This window comes from Stenotrophomonas acidaminiphila, from assembly GCF_001431595.1.
Taxonomy (GTDB): domain Bacteria; phylum Pseudomonadota; class Gammaproteobacteria; order Xanthomonadales; family Xanthomonadaceae; genus Stenotrophomonas; species Stenotrophomonas acidaminiphila.
The window spans coordinates 15223-36826 of sequence record NZ_LDJO01000026.1; the positions used below are offsets into that span (position 1 = coordinate 15223).

General features: G+C 69.9%; 20 protein-coding genes and 1 tRNA gene. 2 read left to right on the plus strand and 19 right to left on the minus strand.

All coding sequences use genetic code 11. From position 1 onward, the window contains the following. Positions 1–2 precede the first annotated feature (2 nt). The 19 genes from ABB33_RS08385 to ABB33_RS08475 form a co-directional block, all read right to left on the minus strand. Positions 3–2762 (minus strand): protein kinase domain-containing protein, encoded by a 2760-nt coding sequence (locus ABB33_RS08385; protein WP_056931827.1) that lies wholly within the window; start codon positions 2760–2762, stop codon positions 3–5. Further along, positions 2762–3313 (minus strand): ECF-type sigma factor, encoded by a 552-nt coding sequence (locus tag ABB33_RS08390; RefSeq protein WP_054663948.1) that lies wholly within the window; start codon positions 3311–3313, stop codon positions 2762–2764. Before ABB33_RS08390 ends, ABB33_RS08385 begins: the two co-directional genes overlap by 1 nt. 144 nt (positions 3314–3457) lie before the next feature. Beyond that, positions 3458–3533 (minus strand) — tRNA-Lys (locus ABB33_RS08395). Between the two features lie 153 nt (positions 3534–3686). After that, positions 3687–4352 carry a 7-cyano-7-deazaguanine synthase QueC gene (queC, locus tag ABB33_RS08400; protein ID WP_054663945.1) on the minus strand — a complete coding sequence of 222 codons (666 nt, stop codon included), beginning with the start codon at positions 4350–4352 and terminating at the stop codon, positions 3687–3689. Positions 4353–4431: 79 nt separating this feature from the next. Then, on the minus strand, positions 4432–5133 hold the full coding sequence (gene queE / locus ABB33_RS08405) for a 7-carboxy-7-deazaguanine synthase QueE (protein WP_054663942.1): 702 nt from the start codon (positions 5131–5133) through the stop codon (positions 4432–4434). A 95-nt stretch (positions 5134–5228) separates the two neighbouring features. Next, positions 5229–6023 (minus strand): tol-pal system protein YbgF, encoded by a 795-nt coding sequence (gene ybgF, locus ABB33_RS08410; RefSeq protein WP_054663939.1) that lies wholly within the window; start codon positions 6021–6023, stop codon positions 5229–5231. Positions 6024–6026: 3 nt separating this feature from the next. Then, complete coding sequence (gene pal, locus ABB33_RS08415; protein ID WP_054663937.1) at positions 6027–6545, minus strand: peptidoglycan-associated lipoprotein Pal; 519 nt, start codon at positions 6543–6545, stop codon at positions 6027–6029. Positions 6546–6609: 64 nt separating this feature from the next. Beyond that, complete coding sequence (gene tolB / locus ABB33_RS08420) at positions 6610–7929, minus strand: Tol-Pal system beta propeller repeat protein TolB (protein ID WP_054663935.1); 1320 nt, start codon at positions 7927–7929, stop codon at positions 6610–6612. Positions 7930–8104: 175 nt separating this feature from the next. After that, positions 8105–9181 (minus strand): cell envelope integrity protein TolA, encoded by a 1077-nt coding sequence (tolA, locus tag ABB33_RS08425; RefSeq protein ID WP_054663932.1) that lies wholly within the window; start codon positions 9179–9181, stop codon positions 8105–8107. Next, complete coding sequence (tolR, locus tag ABB33_RS08430; protein ID WP_054663929.1) at positions 9171–9599, minus strand: protein TolR; 429 nt, start codon at positions 9597–9599, stop codon at positions 9171–9173. Before tolR ends, tolA begins: the two co-directional genes overlap by 11 nt. 37 nt (positions 9600–9636) lie before the next feature. Further along, positions 9637–10413 (minus strand): protein TolQ, encoded by a 777-nt coding sequence (gene tolQ, locus ABB33_RS08435; RefSeq protein WP_054663926.1) that lies wholly within the window; start codon positions 10411–10413, stop codon positions 9637–9639. A 10-nt stretch (positions 10414–10423) separates the two neighbouring features. Beyond that, on the minus strand, positions 10424–10852 hold the full coding sequence (gene ybgC, locus ABB33_RS08440) for a tol-pal system-associated acyl-CoA thioesterase (protein ID WP_056931828.1): 429 nt from the start codon (positions 10850–10852) through the stop codon (positions 10424–10426). Further along, on the minus strand, positions 10845–11885 hold the full coding sequence (gene ruvB / locus ABB33_RS08445) for a Holliday junction branch migration DNA helicase RuvB (RefSeq protein WP_054663920.1): 1041 nt from the start codon (positions 11883–11885) through the stop codon (positions 10845–10847). The genes ybgC and ruvB overlap by 8 nt, the downstream gene beginning before the upstream one ends. Before the next feature lie 135 nt (positions 11886–12020). Further along, positions 12021–13937: a potassium transporter Kup gene (locus ABB33_RS08450; RefSeq protein WP_056931829.1), complete on the minus strand. Its 1917-nt coding sequence runs from the start codon at positions 13935–13937 to the stop codon at positions 12021–12023. A 36-nt stretch (positions 13938–13973) separates the two neighbouring features. Then, complete coding sequence (gene ruvA, locus ABB33_RS08455; RefSeq protein ID WP_054663915.1) at positions 13974–14561, minus strand: Holliday junction branch migration protein RuvA; 588 nt, start codon at positions 14559–14561, stop codon at positions 13974–13976. A 73-nt stretch (positions 14562–14634) separates the two neighbouring features. Next, positions 14635–15156 carry a crossover junction endodeoxyribonuclease RuvC gene (ruvC, locus tag ABB33_RS08460; RefSeq protein WP_054663913.1) on the minus strand — a complete coding sequence of 174 codons (522 nt, stop codon included), beginning with the start codon at positions 15154–15156 and terminating at the stop codon, positions 14635–14637. Between the two features lie 75 nt (positions 15157–15231). Next, complete coding sequence (locus ABB33_RS08465; protein ID WP_056931830.1) at positions 15232–15978, minus strand: YebC/PmpR family DNA-binding transcriptional regulator; 747 nt, start codon at positions 15976–15978, stop codon at positions 15232–15234. 66 nt (positions 15979–16044) lie between these two features. Next, on the minus strand, positions 16045–16695 hold the full coding sequence (locus ABB33_RS08470) for an alpha/beta hydrolase family protein (RefSeq protein ID WP_056931831.1): 651 nt from the start codon (positions 16693–16695) through the stop codon (positions 16045–16047). Between the two features lie 101 nt (positions 16696–16796). Continuing rightward, a complete protein-coding gene (locus tag ABB33_RS08475) occupies positions 16797–19877 on the minus strand; it encodes a TonB-dependent receptor (RefSeq protein WP_056931832.1) in 3081 nt (1026 codons plus the stop codon). Positions 19878–20064: 187 nt separating this feature from the next. Here ABB33_RS08475 and ABB33_RS08480 point away from each other — a divergent pair, with 187 nt between their 5' ends. Continuing rightward, on the plus strand, positions 20065–20559 hold the full coding sequence (locus ABB33_RS08480; RefSeq protein WP_182212515.1) for an RNA polymerase sigma factor: 495 nt from the start codon (positions 20065–20067) through the stop codon (positions 20557–20559). Beyond that, positions 20556–21569, plus strand: coding sequence for a FecR family protein (locus tag ABB33_RS08485; RefSeq protein WP_082393881.1), 1014 nt, complete (start codon positions 20556–20558; stop codon positions 21567–21569). The genes ABB33_RS08480 and ABB33_RS08485 overlap by 4 nt, the downstream gene beginning before the upstream one ends. Positions 21570–21604 lie beyond the last annotated feature (35 nt).

The following is a 21604-nucleotide window of genomic DNA, read 5'->3' on the forward strand; positions in this document are numbered from 1 at the left end:
GCTCACCCCTGCCCGCCGCGGGCCAGCAGCCGCAGGCCATCGAGCCTGCGCCGCGCGGGTGCATCCGCGAGCAGGCGGCTCTCAAGCGCGGGCGCCGCCTGGCGCAGGGCGTCCAGCGCCGGCTGGCGATGGCCCAGCCGTAGCAGTGTTTCGGCCAGGTCGAGGTGGCAGGTCGCGGTTTCGACCCGGTCGTTGCCGTGCAGCGAACGCGCGTACTCCAGCGCGGTGCGGCGCAGCGCCAGCGTTGCCGCGCCTTCACCGCGGCGTTCGGCCAGGTCCGCGCGGGCACGCAGCAGGCGCAGCTGCAGGCTCGCCGGCACCTGCCCGCCCAGTTGCCGCAGCAATGCCTGCGCCTGCGTGGTGTCGCCGCGCAGGATGTGCCAGTCGATGCGGTTCAGGCGCGCCTCGATGCGTCCGGGCGCGTCCGCCGGCAGCACTGCGTCCAGGCCGGCATCGGCATGCACCAGCAGCGCGCCGGCCTCGTCCATGCGCGCCTGGCGCATCAACAGCGCGCCCAGCCCGGACTCGGCACGCAGGCTGGTGGGCGATTGCCCACCGAGCCGCTCGCGGCGGATCGCCCAGGCCTGCCGGTAGAGCCGTTCGGCCTGGGCGAGGTCGCCACGCAGCTCCTGCAGCTCGCCATAGTTGAACAGCCCCATCGAATACTCCACCGACCCGGTGCCGTCGATGATCCCGCTCAGGCGCAGGCGCAGCTGGTACTGCTGTTCGGCAGCGGCGTAGTCGCCCCAGTCGCGGTACAGGTCGGCAAGCCCGTCGTGCTGCATCAGCACGAAGCTGCTCTCCGGCCCGTACAGTTCCTCGGCATGGCGCAGGCCGGCCTGCAGCAGCGGCAATGCCTGCGCGAAGCGCCCCTGCTCGCGCAGGATCTGCGCCAGGCGCATTTCCGCGGCCAGGGCCATGCTGGTGCCGCGGCCCTGGCTTCCGCCCAGCACGTGGCGCAGTTCGCGCTCGGCCGACGCCAACCGCCCCCAGCGCAGGTACATCAGGCCCTTGTTGTAGGACAGCGCCAGCTTCTCGGTGGCCACGCTGTAGTGCGGCAGTTTCGCGTACAGGCCCATCGCCGTGTCGAAGGCGGCCTCGCCGCGGTCGAACTGCTGCTGGTTCACCAGCGCCAGCCCGCGCGCGCCGTGCAGCCGCGCCCGGGTGGGCGTGGCCGCGGTCGCCGGCAGCAGCGCGAGGCCGCGCTCGGCCAGCACCTGGCCCAGCGCGCCGTTGCCGCCCTGGGTCTTCTGCAGCGACAGTTCCACCAGCACCGCCGCCGCATCCGCCGGACGATTCACCCGCGCGTCCATGAAGCCGTCGTAAGCCTGCTGCAGCAGCACGTCGGCCTGGCGCGGCACGCCGGAATTGCGGTACGCCGTCCCCAGCACCGCGCGCATCCGGGCCAGCTGCGCCGGCGCATCGGCCAGGTCCTGGGAGACGCGCAGCGCCGCCTTGTCCAGCAACTGCCGCGATGACAGCTCCGGCTGTCCGCGCCCGGTGCGCAGGAACGGGTCGGCGGTCTCGAACACGCCGACCATGAAATCACCGACCTGGTGGGCGATGGCCGCTTCCTCCTCGGCCTGCCGGCGCGCCTGCACCAGGCCGGCCACGAAGACCAGCGCGAGCGACAGCGCGCCCGCCGCGACCGCCAGGCCACGTCCATTGCGTTGCACGCCGCGCACCAGCCGGTACAGGCGCCCGGACTGCCGCGCGGCCACCGGCCGCCGCTCCAGATAGCACGTCACGTCGGCCATCAGCGTCTCCACCGAACGGTAGCGGGCGGCGACGTCGCGGGCACACGCCCTGGCGGCGATGGCATCGAGGTCGCCGCGCAGCGCCCTGCGCCAGCGCAGGCCCTGCGGCGCGTTGGCCGAAGGCAGGACCACCGGGGCCTGGTTGTCCTGCAGCGTACGTGCGCAGCGGCGCGTGGACAGCAGCTCCACCAGCAGCACGCCGAGGCTGTACACATCGCTGGCCACGCCCACCGGCCCGCCGTCCACCAGCTCCGGGCTGGCATAGCCGGGCGTGCAGTAGCCCGCTTCTCCGCGCTCGCGCGCATCGTTGAGCAGGCGCGCCAGGCCGAAATCGAGCAGCACCGGCCTGCCATCGGGCCGGACCAGCACATTGCCCGGCTTGAGGTCGCAGTGCAGCACCAGGCGCTCATGGGCCGAGCGCACGATCGCGCAGATGTCCAGGAACAGCCGCAACCGTGCCGCCAGGCCCAGCGCATGGCTGGCGCAATGGCGGTCCAGTGGCAGGCCCTCGACGTACTCCATCACCAGGTACGGATAACCTTCGGGCGTGGTGCCGCCGTCGTAGAGCTGGGCCACGTCGGGCAGGTTGAGCCCGGCCAGCACCTGCCGTTCGGCCTGCAGCCGCTCCACCTCGCCCGCGCCCGGCATGCCATGCAGCAACTTGATCGCCACCGTGCGGCGGTAGACGCCGTCGTCGCGCTCGGCCTTGAACACGGTGCCCATGCCGCCGCCGGCGATGCGCGCGGTCAGCCGCCACGGTCCCAGCCGCTGGCCCACCGCCAGTTCCGGGGTGAGCGCACGCGCCAGCGCGGTGTCCAGCCGGCTGCTGATCCGGCTCAGGCCCTGGGTCTGCGCATGCAGCAGCTGCAGCACTTCCTCGGCCAGCGCCGGGTCGCCACAGTACTCCTGCACCTGCTGCCGCCACTGCGTGCGTGGCAGGTCGCAGACGGCATCGAACAGATCGCGGGTCTGGCGCCAACGCGCCGCCTCCTCCGCGTTCGGCATCAGGCCAGCTGTCGGTTGAGCCAGGCCCTGGCGAAACGCAGGTCGCGGTCCACGGTGGGTGCCGAAACCCCCATCACCATGGCGATCTCATCGCGACTCATGCCGCCGAAATAGGTCAGCTCGACCATGCTCGCCGCGCGCGGCTCGAGTTCGGCCAGCTGGCTCAGCGCCTGGTGCAGCGCCATCACGTCGTAGGCATCGCCGTCGTCGTCGGGCACGTCGCTGGCATGGGACAGGGTCAACTGGACGAGGTTGCCGCCGCGCTTGTCCGCGGAGCGCGCGCGCAGGTGGTCCACCAGGACCGAACGCATCTTCAGTGCCGCCACCGCGATGAAATGGGCGCGGTCCTTGAAATCAACCTCCGAACCCAGCAGGCGCAGCAGCGATTCGTTGACCAGCGCCGCCGGCTGCAGGGTGCCGCCGGTATCGTTGAACAGGCGGTTGCGGGCAACCAGCATCAGGTCCGAATACAGGGCTTCGAACAACTGCTCCCGCGCCTGCGCGTCGCCTCCCTGCCAGCGATGCAGGAGTTGCGTGATCTGGGTACCCAAGCGTCCCCCAATGTTGCCGTGAAACCTGACGAACTCCATGGTAGGGCCGGCCCGTGCCGCGGCGAGCTGCCGCAGTTCACAGAAACCGTGCGCCACCCACTGCAAAAACAAAGGCCCCGGATGTGCGGGACCTCTGCCTGATCATGGTGGGCCGTGAAGGATTCGAACCTTCGACCAAAAGATTAAAAGTCTTCTGCTCTACCGACTGAGCTAACGGCCCAAACAAAGACCCGGCATGGCGCCGGGGTGGGCATTCTAGCGCAAGATGCCTGAAAACAGAATTCGGAACGGCGCGCGTTCTACCCGGTGAATCGGCCACAACGGCATCGCGGGCGGCCCGCAATCCGGCACCCGCGGCGCGGCGCGGCCACGCTCAGGCGTAGTGGGTCGGGTCGGGCAGGCCGGCGGCGGCGAACCCATCGGCGCGCAGGCGGCAGGCATCGCAATGGCCGCAGGCACGCCCCTGCGCGTCGGCGCGGTAACACGACACGGTCAGCCCGAAGTCCACGCCCAGCCGCGCGCCTTCGCTGGCGATCTGCGCCTTGCTCAGGTACTGCAGCGGCGCATGCACGCGGATGCCCGCGCCTTCCACGCCGGCCTTGGTCGCCAGGTTGGCCAGCGCCTGGAAGGCGGCGACGAACGCGGGGCGGCAATCCGGGTAGCCGGAATAGTCCACCGCGTTGACGCCGCAGAAGATGTCGTTGGCGCCCAGCACCTCGGCCCAGCCCAGCGCGAGCGAGAGCATGATGGTGTTGCGCGCCGGCACGTAGGTGACCGGGATGCCATCGCCACCGGCGTCGGGCACGTCGATGTCGTCGGTCAGTGCCGAGCCGCCGATGCTGCGCAGGTCGACGTCCACCACCTTGTGCGCGGCCACGCCCAGCGCCTGCGCCACCCGCGCGGCGGCGTCCAGTTCGGAGGTATGGCGCTGGCCGTAGCGCACGCTGAGCGCGTGCACGGTGAAGCCCTGTTCCTGGGCCATGGCGACGACGGCGGCCGAATCCATGCCGCCGGAAAGAAGCACGACTGCCTTCTTCATGGAGTGATATTCCGGTTGGGGAAGGAACGCCAGCACGCTGTCCCGCGCCGGTATGGAAGGGGCACCGCGGTACCCCTGGTCACCTGCCCGGCTCGTCGTTCCAGAGCAGCTTGTGCAACTGCATCTGGAAGCGCACCGGCAGGCGGTCGGCGACGATCCAGTCGGCCAGGACCCGCGCATCGAGCCGGTCCTTGCACGGCGAGAACAGCACCATGCAGCGCTCGTGCAGGCGCTGCGCGGCCACCATGTCCCTGGCCCAGTCGTAGTCGGCGCGGTCGCACAGCACGAACTTGAGCTGGTCGCGCGCGGTCAGCAGCGGCAGGTTGTCCAGCCGGTTGCGGGCCAGTTCGCCGGAGCCGGGGGTTTTCAGGTCGACCACGCGCGACACGCGCGGATCGACGCCGCCGATGTCCAGCGCGCCGGACGTCTCCAGCGAGACCTCCAGCCCCGCGTCGCACAGCGCGCGCAGCAGCACCAGGCAGCGCTTCTGCGCCAACGGCTCGCCGCCGGTCACGCAGACGTGGCGCACGCCATGGCCGAGCACCTCGGCGACGATGTCGTCGATATCGCGCCACTGCCCGCCATGGAAGGCGTACTCGGTGTCGCAGTAGCCGCAGCGCAGCGGGCAACCGGTCAGGCGCACGAACACGGTCGGCCAGCCGGCGGTGTCGGCCTCGCCCTGCAGGGACAGGAAGATCTCGGTGATCTTCAGCCGCGGCAGCGGCGACTGCACGATTTCGCTGGGCGTGGCGGCGGCGCTGGAAAGGGAAACGACGGTCATGGCGGGAACTTCTGGAGGGGCTGACGGCATCGGCCATGCCGTAAACGACGGCAGCCGGGCATGGCCCGGCTCCCTGGAAACACCGCCGCCCGGACTCAGCGGATCTGTTGGCCGAGCCGGATCGACTGCAGGCGGTCCTGCGCGGTCCGCGCGGCATCACTGCCGGGGAAGCGGGTCACGACCTGCGCCAGCGTCTGCTCGGCCTTGGCCGCATCGCCCTGGCCGAACTGGGACAGGCCCAGCTTCAACAGGCCGCCAGCGGCCTTGTCGTGGGTCGGATAGCGCCCCACCAGGTCGCGAAACTGCGCCTCGGCCAGCTGGAAATTGCGGGTGGCGTAATAGCTCTCGCCCAGCCAGTACAGCGCGTTGGGGGCGTAGACGCCACTGGGATACTGCTCCAGGAACCCCTGGAAAAGACGCGCCGATTCGTCGTACTTGCCGGCCTTGAGCGCATCGAAGGCCACGTTGTAGGCGCTGCGTTCGTCGCCGGCCGCGGCAACCGCGCCGGCATCGCCGCGCACGGTTGGCGGCTTTTCCGCCGCCGCCGGGTTGGCCGCGGAAGGGGCCGGCACGGCCGGCGCTGGCGCCTGCTCCGCGCCACCTTCCAGGCGGTTCAGGCGCCCATCCAGGTCCAGGTACTGGTCCCGGCTGCGCTGCTTGAGCTGTTCGTTCTCGTGCTGGAGCTGCTCGACCGTTGCCTGCAGCGCCTGCATCCCGCTGCGCAGTTGCTGCAGCTGGTTGAGCATGTCGGTGTTGGCCTGGTTGTTCTGGACCTGCTGCTCGAGTGCGCCGACGCGGTCGGCCAGGCTCTGCCGCTGGGCATGAGCGGGTGCGGCAGCCACGAGGGCTGCCGCAACCACGAGCATCATCGCCTTGATGCCGGTACGCATCGATTACTGCGCGGTGTAGACGATTTCGACGCGGCGGTTCTGCGACCAGCAGGACTCGGCCGATTCGGTGCAGACCGGACGCTCTTCACCGTAGGACACGACGGTCAGCTGCGAAGCCGAGCCACCGTTGGCCTGCAGTGCCGAGTTCACGGCATTGCCACGACGCTCGCCCAGGGCCTGGTTGTAGGCACGGCTGCCGCGCTCGTCGGTGTGGCCCTGCAGGGTGATGCGCGAGGACGGACGGTCACGCAGGTACTTGGCATGGCAGGCCATGATGGCCTGGAACTCGGACTTCACTTCTTCCTTGTCGAAGTCGAAGTAGACCACGCGCTGGCGCAGGCAGGCGTCGGTGTCCAGGTCGCCCGGACCGTACAGGCCGGAAGTCGACGGACCGGTCGACGGAGTGGTCGGGGTGGTGTCGACCGGCGGCTGGGCCGGCTGTTCCTTCACCTTCTTCGAGCAGCCGGCCAGCGCGGCAACCGACAGAAGCGAAACAAGCAGAACGCGAGTGGACTTGTTCATGGCGATACCTAAAGGCTCCTGAGCCAATGATGGGGTTTAATGCGGATCAGATATTAACATTTTATCAACGCGCGGTGCGGTACGGGCCCCATGCGGGCTCACGCACATCACCGTCTGCCAGGACCAGGCGCTGGCGGACCCGCGCGTCGGCCGAAACGGCATACAGCACTCCACGACCACCCTCGCGGGCGGCATACAACACCATGCTCGCATTGGGCGCGAAGCTGGGCGATTCGTCCAGCGAACCCGGCGACAGCGTGCTCCAGCGCGGCGAACCCAGGCTGCTGTCCATCAGCGCGATCCGGTAGCTGTTGCCGCTGCCCTGCGCCATGGCCAGCTTCTTGCCGTCATAGGACACGGTCACCTTGGCGTTGTAGTTGCCCTGGAAGGTCACGCGGCTGGCGCTGCCGCCCGACGCCGGCACCTGGTAGATCTGCGGGCGGCCGCCACGGTCGGAGGTGAAATAGATGGTGTTGCCGTCGGCGCTCCAGGTCGGCTCGGTATCGATGGCGAAGTGGTTGGTCAGCTGGGTCAGCTGCTTGCTGCCCAGGTCCATCACGTAGATCTCCGGGTTGCCGCTGCGCGACAGGGTCAGCGCCAGGCGGCGGCCGTCCGGCGAGAACGCCGGGGCGCTGTTGATGCCGCGGAAGCTGGCGACCAGATCGCGCGCGCCGGTGGAAATGTTCTGGACATAGATCGCCGAATTGCCGCGCTCGAAGCTGACGTAGGCCAGGCGGTTGCCGTCCGGGCTCCACGACGGCGACAGCAGCGGCTCGGCGGAGCGGACGATGGTCTGCGGGTTGTAACCGTCGGCATCGGCCACCATCAGCGCATAGCGCATCGCGTCGCCGCGGCCGCTGGCGGTGACGTAGGCGATGCGGGTCCAGAACGCGCCGCGCACGCCGGTGATCTTCTCGTAGATGGCATCGGCCATCTGGTGGGCGACATCGCGCATCGCGTTGGAGCGGGCGGTCATCGCCAGGCCGAGCATGCGCTCGCCCTTGGCGACGTCGAACAGCTCGTACTCGACGCGGTAGGCGCCGGCACCGGCGTCGAGCACGCGGCCGACGACCAGGTAGTCCTGCTTGAGCGCGCGCCAGGCCGGGTACTGCACCTCGCTGCCGCGGGTCGGGCGCTGCACGATCTGCGCCTCGGGCAGGGTCCGGAACTGGCCGGAGCGGTCCAGGTCCGAGCGCACCACCGCGGCGACGTCGGTGGCCGGCGCACCGGCGCTGCCCTGGTAGGGCATGGGCACCACGGTGATTGGCAGGGCCGACGCGTTGCCGCCGATGATGTCGATCTCCAGCCCCCGTTGCTGCGCCATCGCCACCAGGGGCAACAGCAGTACGGTCAGGGCGGCCAGCCAGCGAAGCGGTTTCTTCATGGGGTGCTCAACGATCGGATGAACAGGGGGTAAGGGATAGCAGCAGGCGGATGAACATTTTCGCAATCGTGAACGAAAATCCGGTGAAATCCAGCCCCGGCTGCGGCATTGCACGCGAAAAGCCCGTTGCAGCGCGCCGCCAAGGGTGCCGGAATCTGCGTGAAGCCGCCGCGATTCAGCGGTCCTGCGCCTCGAATGTGAAGTTCAGCGTGCGCTGGAACACCGACTCGAAACCGCGGTATGGCAACGGCTGGGCGCGCAGCACCGCGGCCTCGACCGAACGCCGGCCGGCGTCGTCGTAGGGGCAGCCGGCAGCGAACTGCACGTCGACCACCTCGCCGCCCGGCAGCTGGCGGATGGTCAGCCGGCAGCGCTGGCCGCGCGGGATCGTGTCCGGACGCACCCACTGGTTGAGTACCGCCTGCTGGATCGCGGCGGCGTACTTTGCGGTCAGGTCGTTGCTGGTGCCACCCTGCCCCGGCGACGCCTGCGGCGTGCCGCTGGCCGGCGAGGCGCTGGACGCGGCGGCCTGCGCGCGCGCGCGGGCATCGGCCACCTGGCGCTGGCGCTGCTCGGCCAGCTTGAGCTCGCGCTCGGCCTGCTCGCGCTTGCGGCGGATCTCGGCGATCTTCTGCTGGCGCTCCTGCTCGGCCTTGGCCTCGTTGGCCTTGCGCTGCTCGTCTGCCAGCTTCTTCTGGCGGTCGGCCTCTTCCTGCTGTTTTGCCAACCGCAGCTTCTGCTCGGCCTCTTCCACCCGCTTGCGTTCGGTCAGGTCGATCTGCTCCTGGCGGCGCTTGGCTTCCTGCTCCTGCCTGGCCTTTTCCTCGGAGATGGCCAGCGCGCTGACCCGCTCCTGGTCGACCGTGTCCGGCTGCGCGATGCGCTCCTGGGCATTGTGCTGCTGCGGCGTGGGCGCGTCCTGCGGCCGCGGCTCGGGAATCGGCTGCGGCGGCGGCAGGGTGTCTTCCGGAACCGGCTCGGGCTGTACGTCCGCTACCGGCTCGGGCAACGGCGGCAGCTTTTCCGAGGCACGCAGCGCGCTGCGTGCGGCGGCGGCTTCGGCCGCCGACAGCTGCAGGCTCGCCTCCACCACCGGGTCGCCCGCGGCAGCCTCGGTGCTGCGCGACGGCGACCACACCCAGGCGATGATGAACACCAGCGCGACCAGCACGTGCACCAGCAACGCCAGTACGACGGGCATGCCCCATTCGTTGCCGGGGTCGCGCGGCGGCGGCAGAGCGTCAGCGTGCATCGGTCGCCAGGCCCACCTTCTCGATCTTCGCGGCCTTGATCACGTCCATCGCCGCCACGACCTTTTCATAGGCCACCGCGCGGTCGGCGGCCACGATCACGCGCAGGCCCTTGTCCTGCGCGGCCATCGCGCCCAGCTGCGCCTGCAGCGTGGACGCGTCGATGCGCTCGGGGTTCTTGGCATCGGGCAGCTTCAGGCTCAACTGGCCATCGGCCAGCACCGAGACGATGACCGGGTCCTGCTTGCCCTCCAGCGCCTTGGCGTGCGAGGTGGGCAGGTCGACCTCGAAGCTGAGCGTCAACAGCGGCGCGGTCACCATGAAGATGATCAGCAGCACCAGCATCACGTCGATGTACGGCACGACGTTGATCTCTGATTTGAGCTTGCGGCGCTTGCGCCGGGAAATGCCGGAAATCATGGGCGGTTCCTGTGCGGGCTCGTGCGCGTGGCGCGCATCATTCGTCGGCGCCGGACTGGCGCTGCAGGATCGAGCTGAACTCCTCGGCGAAGGTCTCGTAGCGCACCGACAGCCGTTCCACGCGGGTGGTGAAGCGGTTGTAGGCCCATGTCGCCGGGATCGCCACGAACAGGCCGATGGCGGTGGCGAACAGCGCCTCGGAAATGCCCGGCGCGACCGAGGCGATGCCGGCCTGTTCGCCGCTGCTGATCATGTCGTGCATGGTCACCATGATGCCGAACACGGTACCGACCAGGCCCACGTACGGCGCGTTGGAGCCGATGTTGGCCAGCAGTTCCAGGTTCCGCTCCAGGCCGTCGACCTCGCGGGCGAAGGTGGTGCGCATGGCGCGCTGGGTGCCTTCCAGCTGGGTGCGGCTGTCCAGCCCGCGGCGGCCATTCAGGCGACTGTACTCGCGGAAGCCGGATTCGAAAATCGCCTCCAGCCCGTCCACCGAGCGGTTGCGGTCGGCGGCCGAGGCATACAGCTTGGCGAGGTCGGCGCCGGACCAGAAACGGTTCTCGAAGTCGTCGGCGGCGCGGTCGGCGGCCTTGAACACGCGCGCCTTGCGGAAAATGATCACCCAGCTGATGAACGAGCCGGCCAGCAGCAGCAGCACGATCAGCTTGACCGGGATGCTGGCCTTGAGCATCAGGTCCAGGTAGTTGATGCCGCCATGGCTGGCGCCGGCCACGGTCTGCGCCGCGGCGGCGCTGACATCCGCCGGCAGCGCCTCGGTCACGGTGGCCTGCAGGGCCAGAAGCAAAGCGATCATCCGATGTTCCTCAGTCTTGCGCGTGTTGGGTTTCGAATTGTTTGAGCGTGGCGTACAGCGTGTCGTCCATGGCCTGCGGGCGGAAGTCGCGGGCACCGACCGCGGCCAGCCGCACCTGCGCGGTCACCAGCGGCTGCTCGCCGCGCAGCACCGCCTGGCGGATCACCAGGCTGGCACGGCGGCACTGCAGCAGCTCCACCGTGGCCAGCAGCGCGTCGTCCAGCCGCGCCGGCCGGAGGAAATCCAGCGTCATCGCGCGGACCAGGAACACCTGCCCGTCGCCGCTGCGCATGGCTTCCTGGCCATAGCCCATCGCCCGCATCCACTCGGTGCGCGCGCGTTCCATGAAGGCCACGTAGCGTGCGTGGTACACCACGCCGCCGGCGTCGGTATCTTCCCAGTAGATGCGTGTCGGCCAACTGAACCGGAGCTCACTCATTGTCCGGCTGCTCCACGAACAGATCGGCCGGTGCCGCCCGCGGCTTCAGGCCCATGTGCCGGTACGCCTTGTGGGTGGCCATGCGGCCGCGCGCGGTACGCACCAGGAAGCCCTGCTGGATCAGGTAGGGCTCGACCACGTCCTCGAGCGTGCCGCGCTCCTCGGACAGCGCCGCGGCCAGCGATTCGATGCCGACCGGGCCGCCGTCGAAGTACTCCACGAGGGTCCGCAGCAGGCGCCGGTCCAGTTCGTCGAAGCCTTCCGGGTCGACCTTGAGCATCTGCATCGCCGCCTGCGCAACGGCCTGGTCGATGTGGCCACCGGCCCTGACCTGGGCATAGTCGCGCACGCGCCGCAGCAGGCGGTTGGCGATGCGCGGGGTGCCGCGCGAGCGGCGCGCGATCTCGCCGGCGCCCTCGGCGCTGCAGTCGATGCCGAGGATGGTCGCCGAGCGGCGCACGATGCGGGTCAGTTCATCGGCCGAATAGAACTCCAGCCGCTGCACGATGCCGAAGCGGTCGCGCAGCGGCGCGGTCAGCAGGCCGGCACGGGTGGTGGCGCCGATCAGGGTGAACGGCGGCAGGTCGAGCTTGATCGAGCGCGCGGCAGGGCCCTCGCCGATCATGATGTCGATCTGGAAGTCCTCCATCGCCGGGTACAGCACTTCCTCGACCACCGGCGACAGGCGGTGGATCTCGTCCACGAACAGCACGTCGTACGGCTGCAGGTTGGTCAGCAGCGCGGCCAGGTCGCCGCCCTTCTCGATCACCGGCCCGGAGGTCACCCGCAGGCCCACCCCCAGCTCGTTGGCGATCACGTGGCTCAACGTGGTCTTGCCCAGCCCCGGCGGGCCGAAGATCAGCACGTGGTCCAGCGCCTCGCTGCGCGACTTGGCCGCCTGGATGTAGATGTCCAGCTGTTCGCGCACCGGCGCCTGGCCGAGGTAGTCGGCCAGGCGGCGCGGGCGGATGCTGGCGTCGGCGGCGTCGTCCTCGCGGGTGGCGCCGGCGGCAATGATGCGGTTGTCGGTCATGGGGACCAGGGGCCGGAGGCCGGAGGCCGGGAAAAGGCGGACAAGCGTTCGGGCATGTTCATCAGCGGCGATTGTAGGCACAAGCGGCCAGGACTGCCCGTATTTTGCGGGCCCTGGCCGCAGGCCGCGACCCCATCAGATCTCCACCTGCGCGCCCAGTTCCACCAGCCGGTTGCCGGGGATGCGGAAGAAGTTGCTGGCCGGGGCGGCATTGCGGTGCATGAAGGCGAACAGCTTGTCGCGCCAGACCGGCATGCCGCGGTTGGCGGTGGCGACGATGGTCTCGCGGCTGGCGAAGAAGGTGGTGTCCATCGGATCGAAGTAGACCCCGCCGTGGTCGCACGAGCGCATCAGCGCCAACGGCACGTCCGGCGTCTCCATGAAGCCGAAGCGCACGTGGATGCGGTAGAACTCGTCGCCGACCGGCTCGATCTTCAGCCGCTGGCCCGCCGCCGCGTACGGCAACGGCAGGGTTTCCACGTGCAGGAACACGTTGCGCTCGTGCAGCACCTTGTTGTGCTTGAGGTTGTGCATCAGCGCGTGCGGTACCACCGTCGGGTCGGCAGTCAGGAACACCGCCGTGCCCGGCACCCGTACCGGCGGCGCCAGCATCAGCCCGGGCAGGAAGGTGTCGATGCGGATACCGTCCTTGCGCACCTCGTCGCGCAGCAGCTCGCGGCCGCGGCGCCAGGTGCGCATCATCGTGAACAGCGCGATGCCCAGCACCACCGGGAACCAGGCACCCTGCATCAGCTTGGCGCCGTTGGCGACGACGAAGCCCAGGTCGATGACGAAGAACACCGCGCACAGCGCGACGATGCCGTGGCGGGCACGCGGCCACAGCGTGCGCGCCACCAGCGCCAGCAGCAGGGTGTCGATCAGCATCGTTCCCGATACCGAGATGCCATAGGCCACGGCCAGGTTGCTGGAGCTGCGGAACGCCAGCACCAGCCCGAACACCATCAGCGCCAGCCCCCAGTTGATGCCGGGGATGTAGATCTGACCGATGGTGTCGTGCGAGGTATGCAGGATGCGCATGCGCGGGATGTAGCCCAGCTGCATGGCCTGGCGCGCGACCGAGAACGCGCCGGTGATCACCGACTGGCTGGCGATCACCGCGGCCATGGTCGCCAGGATGATCATCGGGTACAGCCCCCATTCCGGCACCGCCTCGAAGAACGGGTTGGCCACCGCGTCGGGCCGCTGCAGCACCAGCGCGCCCTGCCCCAGGTAGTTCAGCATCAGGCACGGCAGCACGAAGAAGTACCAGGCGTGGCGGATCGGCGGCGCGCCGAAGTGGCCCATGTCCGCGTACAGCGCCTCGCCGCCGGTCACCGCCAGCACCACCGCGCCGAGGATGAACACGCCGTGCCAGCCGTGCTCCAGGAAGAAGCGCACCGCCCACCACGGATTGAAGGCCTTGAGCACCTCGGGCGCGGCGATCACGTTCCAGATGCCGACCGCCGCCAGCGCCAGGAACCAGGTCAGCATCACCGGCCCGAACACCTTGCCCACCTTTTCGGTGCCGAAACGCTGGGCGGCGAACAGGATGGCGAGCACCACCAGGGTGATCGGCACCACGAACCGGCCGAGCCCGGGCGCGGCGACCTCCAGGCCCTCGACCGCGCCCAGCACCGAGATCGCCGGGGTGATCACGCCGTCGCCGAAGAACAGCGAGGCGCCGAAAATGCCGAGGATGCCGACCACGTAGGCCGAGCGCGAGCCGTTGCGCAGGGTGCGCTGGGCCAGCGCCATCAGCGCCATGATGCCGCCCTCGCCATCGTTGTCGGCGCGCATGATGATGGTCACGTACTTGAGCGTGACCACCATGATCAGCGCCCAGAACGCCAGCGACAGCACGCCCAGCACCGTGTCGTGGTCGCTGGTGAGCCCGTAGTGCGGCGAGAACGCCTCCTTGAGCGTATACAGCGGGCTGGTGCCGATGTCGCCGAACACCACGCCGATGGCGCCGACGATCAGCGCCAGGCCGGCGGCGGTGCCGGGCTTGCCATGGTGGCCCGGTGTTGCAGGCGGGGAAGCAGCGTGGGACATGGTTTCGGTCGCCCGGGAATGTAGGGGGATGTGAGGTCAGCGCAGCGCCGATTGCAGCGCCCTGCGGATCACCATGGCGACATCGTCGCCATCGGTCGCCGCATCGCGCGCCATTTTCGCCGCCTCGGCCGGCTTGTAGCCCAGCTGCTGCAGGGCCACCGTCGCCTCGGACACCGGGTCGGTGGCCGCCGGCCCGGCCAGCGGCGCGCCGCCACCGGCAAAGTCGGCCGCCTTGTCGCGCAGTTCCACGATCATGCGCTCGGCGGTCTTCTTGCCGATGCCGGGAATGCGGGTCAGCGCGGTGATGTCGCCGGCCTGGATCAGGCGGCCGAACTCGTCCACGCTGGCGCCCGACAGCACCGCCAGCGCGATCTTCGCGCCGATACCGGTGACCTTCTGCACGTCGCGGAACAGGCGCCGCTCGCCCTCGCGCAGGAAGCCGTACAGCGACACGCTGTCCTCCTTCTGCGCATAGTGGGTGAACAGCACCACCTCGCGGCCGATGTCGGGCAGGTCGTAGAAAGTGCTCATCGGCGCCTCCAGCTCATAGCCGACGCCGCCCACGTCGATCACCAGCCACGGCGGGGCCTTGTGGGCCAGGATGCCACGCAGGCGACCGATCACGGGAACGCCCTCCGCGAACCGGGGAACCGGGGCCGGAGCCCGCGGCATGCACAGGCGTGGCCAACAAAAACCGTCATTTGCGACTCCAGGCAGAACGCACGTCCACGCCCAGCCGTCCGGCCGTGGCGCGCACGTGCGCATGGGTGATGGCCACGGCCAGCGCATCGGCGGCGTCGGCCTGCAACCTGCCCTGCAGGCCCAGCATCAACCCCACCATGTGCTGCACCTGCTGTTTCTCGGCACCGCCGCGGCCTACCACCGCCAGCTTGATCTCGGTGGCAGCGTACTCGCTGACCGGCAGGTCGCGCAGCACCACCGCGCACAGCGCCGCGCCGCGCGCCTGGCCGAGCTTGAGCGCCGAATCGGGGTTCCTGGCCATGAACACCTTCTCGATGGCCACTTCCTGCGGCCGGTACTCGTCGATCAACGCGTGCACGCCATGCACCAGCCGCTTCAGGCGCTGGGCGAAATCCGCCGCGCCCAGCAGCACCAGCGGCTGGTGGTGGACATGGCGGGCACGCCCGGCGGCATCGATCTCGATGATGCCGATGCCGGTGCGCTGCGAGCCGGGGTCGATGCCGAGGATGCGGGTCATTGCCATGGCGGCCGGAAGGAAACGGCGGCCATCATCGCCGGCCGCCGTCTCACGTGACGGGACGCAGGCGCGCCGTCAGGCCTGCTCCAGCCCGGCCTGGTCGACGTTGGAATACACGTCCTGCACGTCGTCCAGGTCCTCGAGCATGTCCAGCAGCTTCTTCACCTGCAGCGCGGTGTCGCCGGCGACGGCGATGTCGTTGTCGGCGCGGAAGGTGATTTCGGCGTGGTCCGGCGCCAGCCCGGCCGCCTCCATCGCGTCCTTCACCGACGGGAAGTTCTCCGGCGCGGTGACCACGTCGATCGAGCCGTCGTCCGGGTACACGACGATGTCGTCGGCACCGGCCTCGATGGCCGCCTCGGTGATCCGGCTTTCAAACGAGGAGGCCTCGTCCGCGCCCGGGGCGTACGTCAGCACGCCCAGCCGCTTGAACATGAAGGCCACCGAGCCTTCGGTGCCCATGTTGCCGCCGCACTTGGAAAAGGCATGGCGCACGTCGGCCACGGTCCGCACGCGGTTGTCGGTGAGGCAGTCGACGATCACCGCCACGCCGCCCGGGGCGTAGCCTTCATAGCGCACTTCCTCGTACTCGACGCCTTCCAGCTCGCCGGTAGCCTTCTTGATGGCGCGCTCGATCACGTCCTTGGACATGTTCGCGGCCAGGCCCTTGTCCATGGCCACGCGCAGCCGCGGGTTGTTGTTGGGGTCGCCTCCACCGCCGCGGGCGGCCACGCCGATCTCGCGGATGATCTTGGTGAAAATCTTGCCACGCTTCGCGTCCGACGCGTTCTTGCGGGCTTCGATGGAAGGACCTCTACCCATGGGGATCTACCGTACATCTGTAGGGAACAAGGGGCGGATTCTACCCGATCCCCGCACCCCGCCCCGTCAGGCCGCCCGCTGCGCGGCAGCCGCGCCGAAGCGTCCGTCGCGCAGGAACGCCGCGACCAGGGCCGCCACCTCGGGCGACAGCACCAGCCCGCTGTGGCTCGCCGGCACCACGCAGTGGTCGGCCAGGCCCGGCAGGCGGGTTTCGGCCAGCGCCACGGTGCCGTCGGAATCGCCATGCAGCGCGCCCATCAGCGCCCCCAGGCCATGCGGCACGCTGCCGGCCACCAGCCCGACCTGCGCCCGCCCGCGCCAGGCCGGCAGGCCGTGCTGCAACAGGCCGCCGCTGCGTCCCAGCGCCGCCGCCCAGCCGTGCCCGGCCAGCGCCCGCGCGGTTTCGCTGCCGCACAGCGGCGAGCCCAGGCAGACCACCCGCGGCACGTCCAGGTCCGGCGCCTGGCGCAGCGCCTCCAGCGCGACCAGCCCGCCCAGGCTGTGCCCGACCAGCGAGACCGGGCCCTGCCCGCGCAACCGCCCGATCAGCGACGGTACCGCCACGTCGGGCCCGCCGAACACGCTGGGATAACCGAACACGCCGACCTGGAAACCGCGCGCGCGCAGGCGCCATGCCAGCGGCCCGACCCATGCCCGCGCGTTCCAGATGCCGTGCAGCACAATCACGCGGGGCTTGTCTGCAGACACGGTGTTCATGGCGCCAGTGTCCCGCATCGGGATGGCGGACGTCATCACCCGGCATCCACGCCGCGCGCGCGGAACACCCCGGCGCGGGGTGTTCCGCACACCTCGCCGCCTCAGTGCAGGCGGTACTCGAACTGCACGGCCACTTCCCGGCCCACCGGGCTGTAGACGTCGTAGAAGTACGGGAAGCTGCTGTTGGTCTCGTCGTGCGGGTGCAGGCTGTTGAACACGTTGTTGACGTACAGCTTCAACGCCGCCTTGTCGGTGATCTGCCGGCCGAGGTTGGCATTCCACAGGAAGTGCACGCCGGTGCGGCCGACGCCGCCGTACTTGGGCAGGCTGCCGTAGCGGGTGCCGAACACGCCGGCCGACCAGTCGCCCAGCCGCCAGTCCACGCCGGTGGTGATGCGGCTGCGGAAATCCAGGTTGTCCGGGTCGTCGCGCCAGTCCTTCTGCACCGCGTCGGTGGCCTGCACCTGGCGTTCGGAGGCCAGCGTGTGCGACCAGTTCAGGCGCAGGTTGTAGCGCCCCAGCCGCGCCGTCTGCAGCCGCCAGTTGAGCCCGGCGTCGATGCCGGCCACGCGACGGTACGACTGGTTGATCGGCAGCGAACGGATCTCGGTGACGCGGCCGATGCCCTGGCCCTCCTCGGGGGTACGCGTGACCAGGCTGGTGACCAGCTGGCAGTAGCCCGAACCGGCGGCGAACTCGAACGGCTGGCCGTTGAGCTTCAGGCCGGTGCGGCAGCCGGCCTCGCCCTCCAGGATCTCGGCATTGGCCATGCGCTCGAGCGCGCCGTTGAGCTCGATGTTCCAGTAGTCGACATTGACCGCCAGCCCGTCGGCGATGTCCCACACCACGCCGGCGCTCCACGATTTGCCGGTCTCCTCTTCCAGCGCCGGATCGCCACGGGTGACCGAGAACATCGAATAGCTGTAGCCCGAACACCCCGGGTTGGCGCCGCCGTCGATGCAGCGCCACGGGTCGACGCTGGTGCCGTAGCTGCCGCTGCCCTCGCTGAACACCCAGTGCATGTCCGGCGCCTTGAAGCTGGTGGCGTAGCTGGCGCGCGCCAGCAGCGATTCGAACGGGCGCCATTCCAGGCCGGCATTCCAGGTCTTGGCGTCATTGACGTCGGTCACGTCGTCGTACTTGTCGAAGCGGCCGGCCAGGCTCGCCCTCAGCGTATCCACGATGGGAATGCTGAACTCGATGCCGGCTGCGTAACGGTCGTGCTCGCCGCCGCCGTTGGTACCGGTCAGGTTGTACAACTGCACCACGCCCGGCTGCACCCGCGGGTCGCTGTCCAGCGCGTAGCCCTGGCGGCTGGCTTCCGTCACCACCGCCATTCCCAGCGGCCCGGCCGGCAGCTCGAACAGGTCACCGGTGAGCACGAAGCTGCCGGTGGTCACCCACGACTCGGCCTCGTAACGGGCCAGGGTGGAGATCGAGGCGTACTCCTGCGGCGTCAGCGGCCGCAGCCAGCGATCGAGGTTCAGCTGGTGGATCGGCACGCCCTTGGACGTGCTGCCCAGCTGGGGGCCGAAGAAGAAATCGTTGACCAGGTTGCCGACCATGCGCCGGCGGGTGCGCTCGAAGTCGTATTCGGCGCGGCTCAGGGTCGCGTCCCAGTCGAAACGCTCGGCCAGGCGCCCGCGCAGGCCCACGGCCAGGTCCACCGAGCGCTCCTTGTAGTGCTGGTTCATCTCCGCCACGCCGCCCAGGTCCACCGGCGACAGGTAGCGGGTCGGAGCGATCACCGCGCCGAACTGCGGGTCGTAGAAGTCGCCGCGGCGTCCCACGCCATCGGTATGCGGACCGGTGATGCTCTCGAAGCCGCCCAGCGATTCGGCCTTTGAATCCCACACCTGCAGCGACGCCCAGGCCTGCAGCGCGTCGTTGAAGTCGTAGGTGCCGAACACATAGGCGGCGGCCTCCTCCTTGCCCTTGCTCAGGTGCACGTAACGCTCGTCGTTCCAGCTGCCACAGGCGTCGCCCAGGGTCTGCACCTTGCCGCCGCTGATGCGACGGTAGGTCCAGTCGATGAACTCACCGCCCCACTTCTGGCAGGTCCCTTCCGGCAGCGCGATCAGCGGGTTGCTGCTGCTGGTGCCGCCGCGGCGGATGCGCAGCATGGCGGAGGGCTCGGCGCCGATGCGCGGGTCCGCCGCCGGATTCCGTCGCCGGTCCCAGTCGCTGCGCTGGAAGCCGTAGAGCAGCTCCTGTTCGTAGTACTGCAATGCGTAGGTCACGCTCCAGTCGTCGCCGCGGCGGCCACCGGTCCACTGCAGGTCGGCGCGGTCGCGCCCGCCCATCGTGCTGGTGCCGCCACGCAGCTTGAAGACGTCGCCCTCGTAGTTGCGCTTGAGCACCACATTGACCACGCCGGACACCGCATCGGCGCCGTAGATCGCCGACGCGCCGCCGGCCAGCACCTCGATGCGCTCGACCGCGCCGGAGGGGATGTTGCCGAAGTTCTGGAAGTTGCTGCGGCCACCGTAGGGAAACGGATAGTCCGCCGCGCGGCGGCCGTCGATCAGCAGCAGCGAGCGTCCCGGCCCGAGGCCGCGCAGGTTGAGCGGATGCGCATTGGCGGAAAAGCCCCCCGACAATTCCGTCTCCACCGCACCACCGGCCATGACCAGCGACTCCAGCGCCTCGAACACGGTGGCATGGCCTTCGTTCTCGATCTGCTGGGCCGAGATCACCATCACCGGCGACGGCCCTTCCACCTCGGCGCGCTTGATGCGCGAGCCGGTGACCTGCACGGTCGACAGCTCCTGGGTTTCGGCGGGGTTGGCTGCCGCAGCCGGCGGCGACGGCCGCGGCGCGGCCGCGGGCGCGGCGGCGCGCGCGATGGTGATCACGCCACCGCGGGTGCTGCGATGGACCAGCCCGGTACCGGCCAGCAGCCGGTCCAGCGCCTGCTGCACGGTGTACTGCCCGGCAAGCGCCGGCGCGGTGTGGCCGCGGACCAGGTCCGGCGGCACCATGATCTGCACGCCCGCGGTCTCGGCCAGGCGGTTGAGCGCTTCGCCAAGCGGCTGGCTGGCGACGGCGAACTGGTGGGTGGCCGCCGGCTGGGCGAAGGACGCCGGCGCCATGCCCAGCAGCGAGAGGCCCAGCGCCGTGGCCAGCGCGCTGGCGACGACGGTGCGGCCGGGACGGTTCGACGCCCGTGTGGTGTTTCTCATCTGGTTCCCCTAAGCGATGTCGGATGGCGGCCTGTGGCAGGCTCCCCTCTTCGCAGACGCAGCGCGACGCACATCCCTCACCCCACCGCCGCACGGTTGCGCGGGTGCCACGCCAGCGCTTACCGTCGGCGGGTCATCCGCCTTGGATTCCTTCGCGATGCCGTTCACCGCAGACCAGGTCCTGGCCATGCGATGGGAGCCGGACCACGTCCGCCACTTCCGTCCCATGCTGCTGCGTTACTTCCGCCGCCATCTGCAGCACGACGCCGATGCCGAGGACCTGGCGCAGGAGGCGCTCATCCGCCTGGCGCGCTCGCCGACACGCGTGGACAACGCCGAGGCCTACGTGCTGCGCATCGCCTCCAACCTGCTGCGCGACCGTTTCCGTCGCGACCGCAGCCACCACGTGGTACAGCACGAGCCGCTCGATGCCAGCGTGCATGAACTGCCCAGTGAGGAACCGGCCGGCTATCACGTCTACGCGGGCAGGGAGCGGCTGCAGCAGTTGCTGTCGGCGCTGGACGAACTGCCGCCACGCTGCCGGGAGGTATTCCTGCTGCAGCGCTACGAAGGCATGACCTATGCCGCCATCGCGCTGCAGCTCCAGGTGAGCGTGAGCGCGGTGGAAAAACACATGATGCGCGCACTGCTGCACCTGCAGTCGCGACTGGCGGAAACATGAGCAGACCGGACACTCCCGCCCACGACGGCGGCAACCCCGTGGAGCAGCAGGCGACCGCCTGGTTCGTCCGCCTGCGTGCCGACGACACCAGCGAGCGCGACCGCCAGGCCTGGCAGCGATGGCTGCATGCCGATCCACTGCACCAAGCCGCCTATGGCCGCATCGAGGCGTTGTGGTCGTCGCTGGGTGAGTTCGCCACCGCGCCCGAACTGGCGGTGCGGGTGCCGCGCCCACGCCCGCGCGCGGCGGCGCACCGTGTACCGCGCCGCCGCCGCTGGCTGGGCGCCGCCGCGGCCGCACTGGTGCTGGCCTGCGCCGGCGGCATGGCGTTCGTGCTGCTGCCGCCACGGGCGGTCGAGAGCTCCTACCGCACCGCCATCGGCGAGCGCCGTTCGCTGCAGCTCGAGGACGGTACCCGCGTGGACCTGGACGCGGACACGCGGGTGCAGGTGCGCTACGACCCGCGCGGTCGCCTGGTGCGGCTGGACGGTGGCCGCGCGTTCTTCCGCGTGGCACGCGACAGCGAACGCCCGTTCGTGGTCCAGACCGCCGCCGGCAGCGTGCGTGCGCTGGGCACCCAATTCGAGGTCTCGCAGCTTGGCCAGGCCGCCGACGTGACCTTGTACGAGGGCAGCGTGGAACTGCGTGGAGGCAACGACGCAACGCGGCCCGCCACGCGCCTGGGCGTGCTGGTCCCCGGACAGCGCGCGCGCATGGCCGCGCAGCGCCTGCAGGTGACGGATGCTGCGGTGGCGGCCGGTTCGGCACCGGGCTGGCTGTCCGGGCGGCTGGTGTTCAACGACACGCCACTGCCCGAAGCGGTGGCCGAGTTCGGCCGCTACAGTTTCAAGCCGGTGCTGCTGGCCGATCCGGGACTGGCGTCCTACCGCGTCAGCGGCGTGTTCCGCGGCGAGGACGTGGACGGCTTCATCCAGGCGCTGGGCGAGGTCTACGGGATCCCCGAGCACCACACCGCCAACGGCTCGCACGTGCTCGGCAAGGCGCGCTGAGCGCCACACGCCCGCGCCCTGGGCACGGCGTGCGG

Coding starts and splice junctions, on each gene's coding strand:
- tolB (WP_054663935.1), bottom strand. CDS start 7,929: ATGAAGAAACCGCTTCGCTGGCTGGCCGCCCTGACCGTACTGCTGTTG.
- ABB33_RS08485 (WP_082393881.1), top strand. CDS start 20,556: ATGAGCAGACCGGACACTCCCGCCCACGACGGCGGCAACCCCGTGGAG.
- ybgF (WP_054663939.1), bottom strand. CDS start 6,023: ATGCGTACCGGCATCAAGGCGATGATGCTCGTGGTTGCGGCAGCCCTC.
- ruvB (WP_054663920.1), bottom strand. CDS start 11,885: ATGACCGACAACCGCATCATTGCCGCCGGCGCCACCCGCGAGGACGAC.
- ybgC (WP_056931828.1), bottom strand. CDS start 10,852: ATGAGTGAGCTCCGGTTCAGTTGGCCGACACGCATCTACTGGGAAGAT.
- pal (WP_054663937.1), bottom strand. CDS start 6,545: ATGAACAAGTCCACTCGCGTTCTGCTTGTTTCGCTTCTGTCGGTTGCC.
- tolQ (WP_054663926.1), bottom strand. CDS start 10,413: ATGATCGCTTTGCTTCTGGCCCTGCAGGCCACCGTGACCGAGGCGCTG.
- ABB33_RS08465 (WP_056931830.1), bottom strand. CDS start 15,978: ATGGGTAGAGGTCCTTCCATCGAAGCCCGCAAGAACGCGTCGGACGCG.
- queE (WP_054663942.1), bottom strand. CDS start 5,133: ATGACCGTCGTTTCCCTTTCCAGCGCCGCCGCCACGCCCAGCGAAATC.
- ABB33_RS08475 (WP_056931832.1), bottom strand. CDS start 19,877: ATGAGAAACACCACACGGGCGTCGAACCGTCCCGGCCGCACCGTCGTC.
- ruvC (WP_054663913.1), bottom strand. CDS start 15,156: ATGACCCGCATCCTCGGCATCGACCCCGGCTCGCAGCGCACCGGCATC.
- tolA (WP_054663932.1), bottom strand. CDS start 9,181: ATGCACGCTGACGCTCTGCCGCCGCCGCGCGACCCCGGCAACGAATGG.
- ABB33_RS08450 (WP_056931829.1), bottom strand. CDS start 13,937: ATGTCCCACGCTGCTTCCCCGCCTGCAACACCGGGCCACCATGGCAAG.
- ABB33_RS08480 (WP_182212515.1), top strand. CDS start 20,065: ATGCGATGGGAGCCGGACCACGTCCGCCACTTCCGTCCCATGCTGCTG.
- ABB33_RS08385 (WP_056931827.1), bottom strand. CDS start 2,762: ATGCCGAACGCGGAGGAGGCGGCGCGTTGGCGCCAGACCCGCGATCTG.
- queC (WP_054663945.1), bottom strand. CDS start 4,352: ATGAAGAAGGCAGTCGTGCTTCTTTCCGGCGGCATGGATTCGGCCGCC.
- ABB33_RS08470 (WP_056931831.1), bottom strand. CDS start 16,695: ATGAACACCGTGTCTGCAGACAAGCCCCGCGTGATTGTGCTGCACGGC.
- tolR (WP_054663929.1), bottom strand. CDS start 9,599: ATGATTTCCGGCATTTCCCGGCGCAAGCGCCGCAAGCTCAAATCAGAG.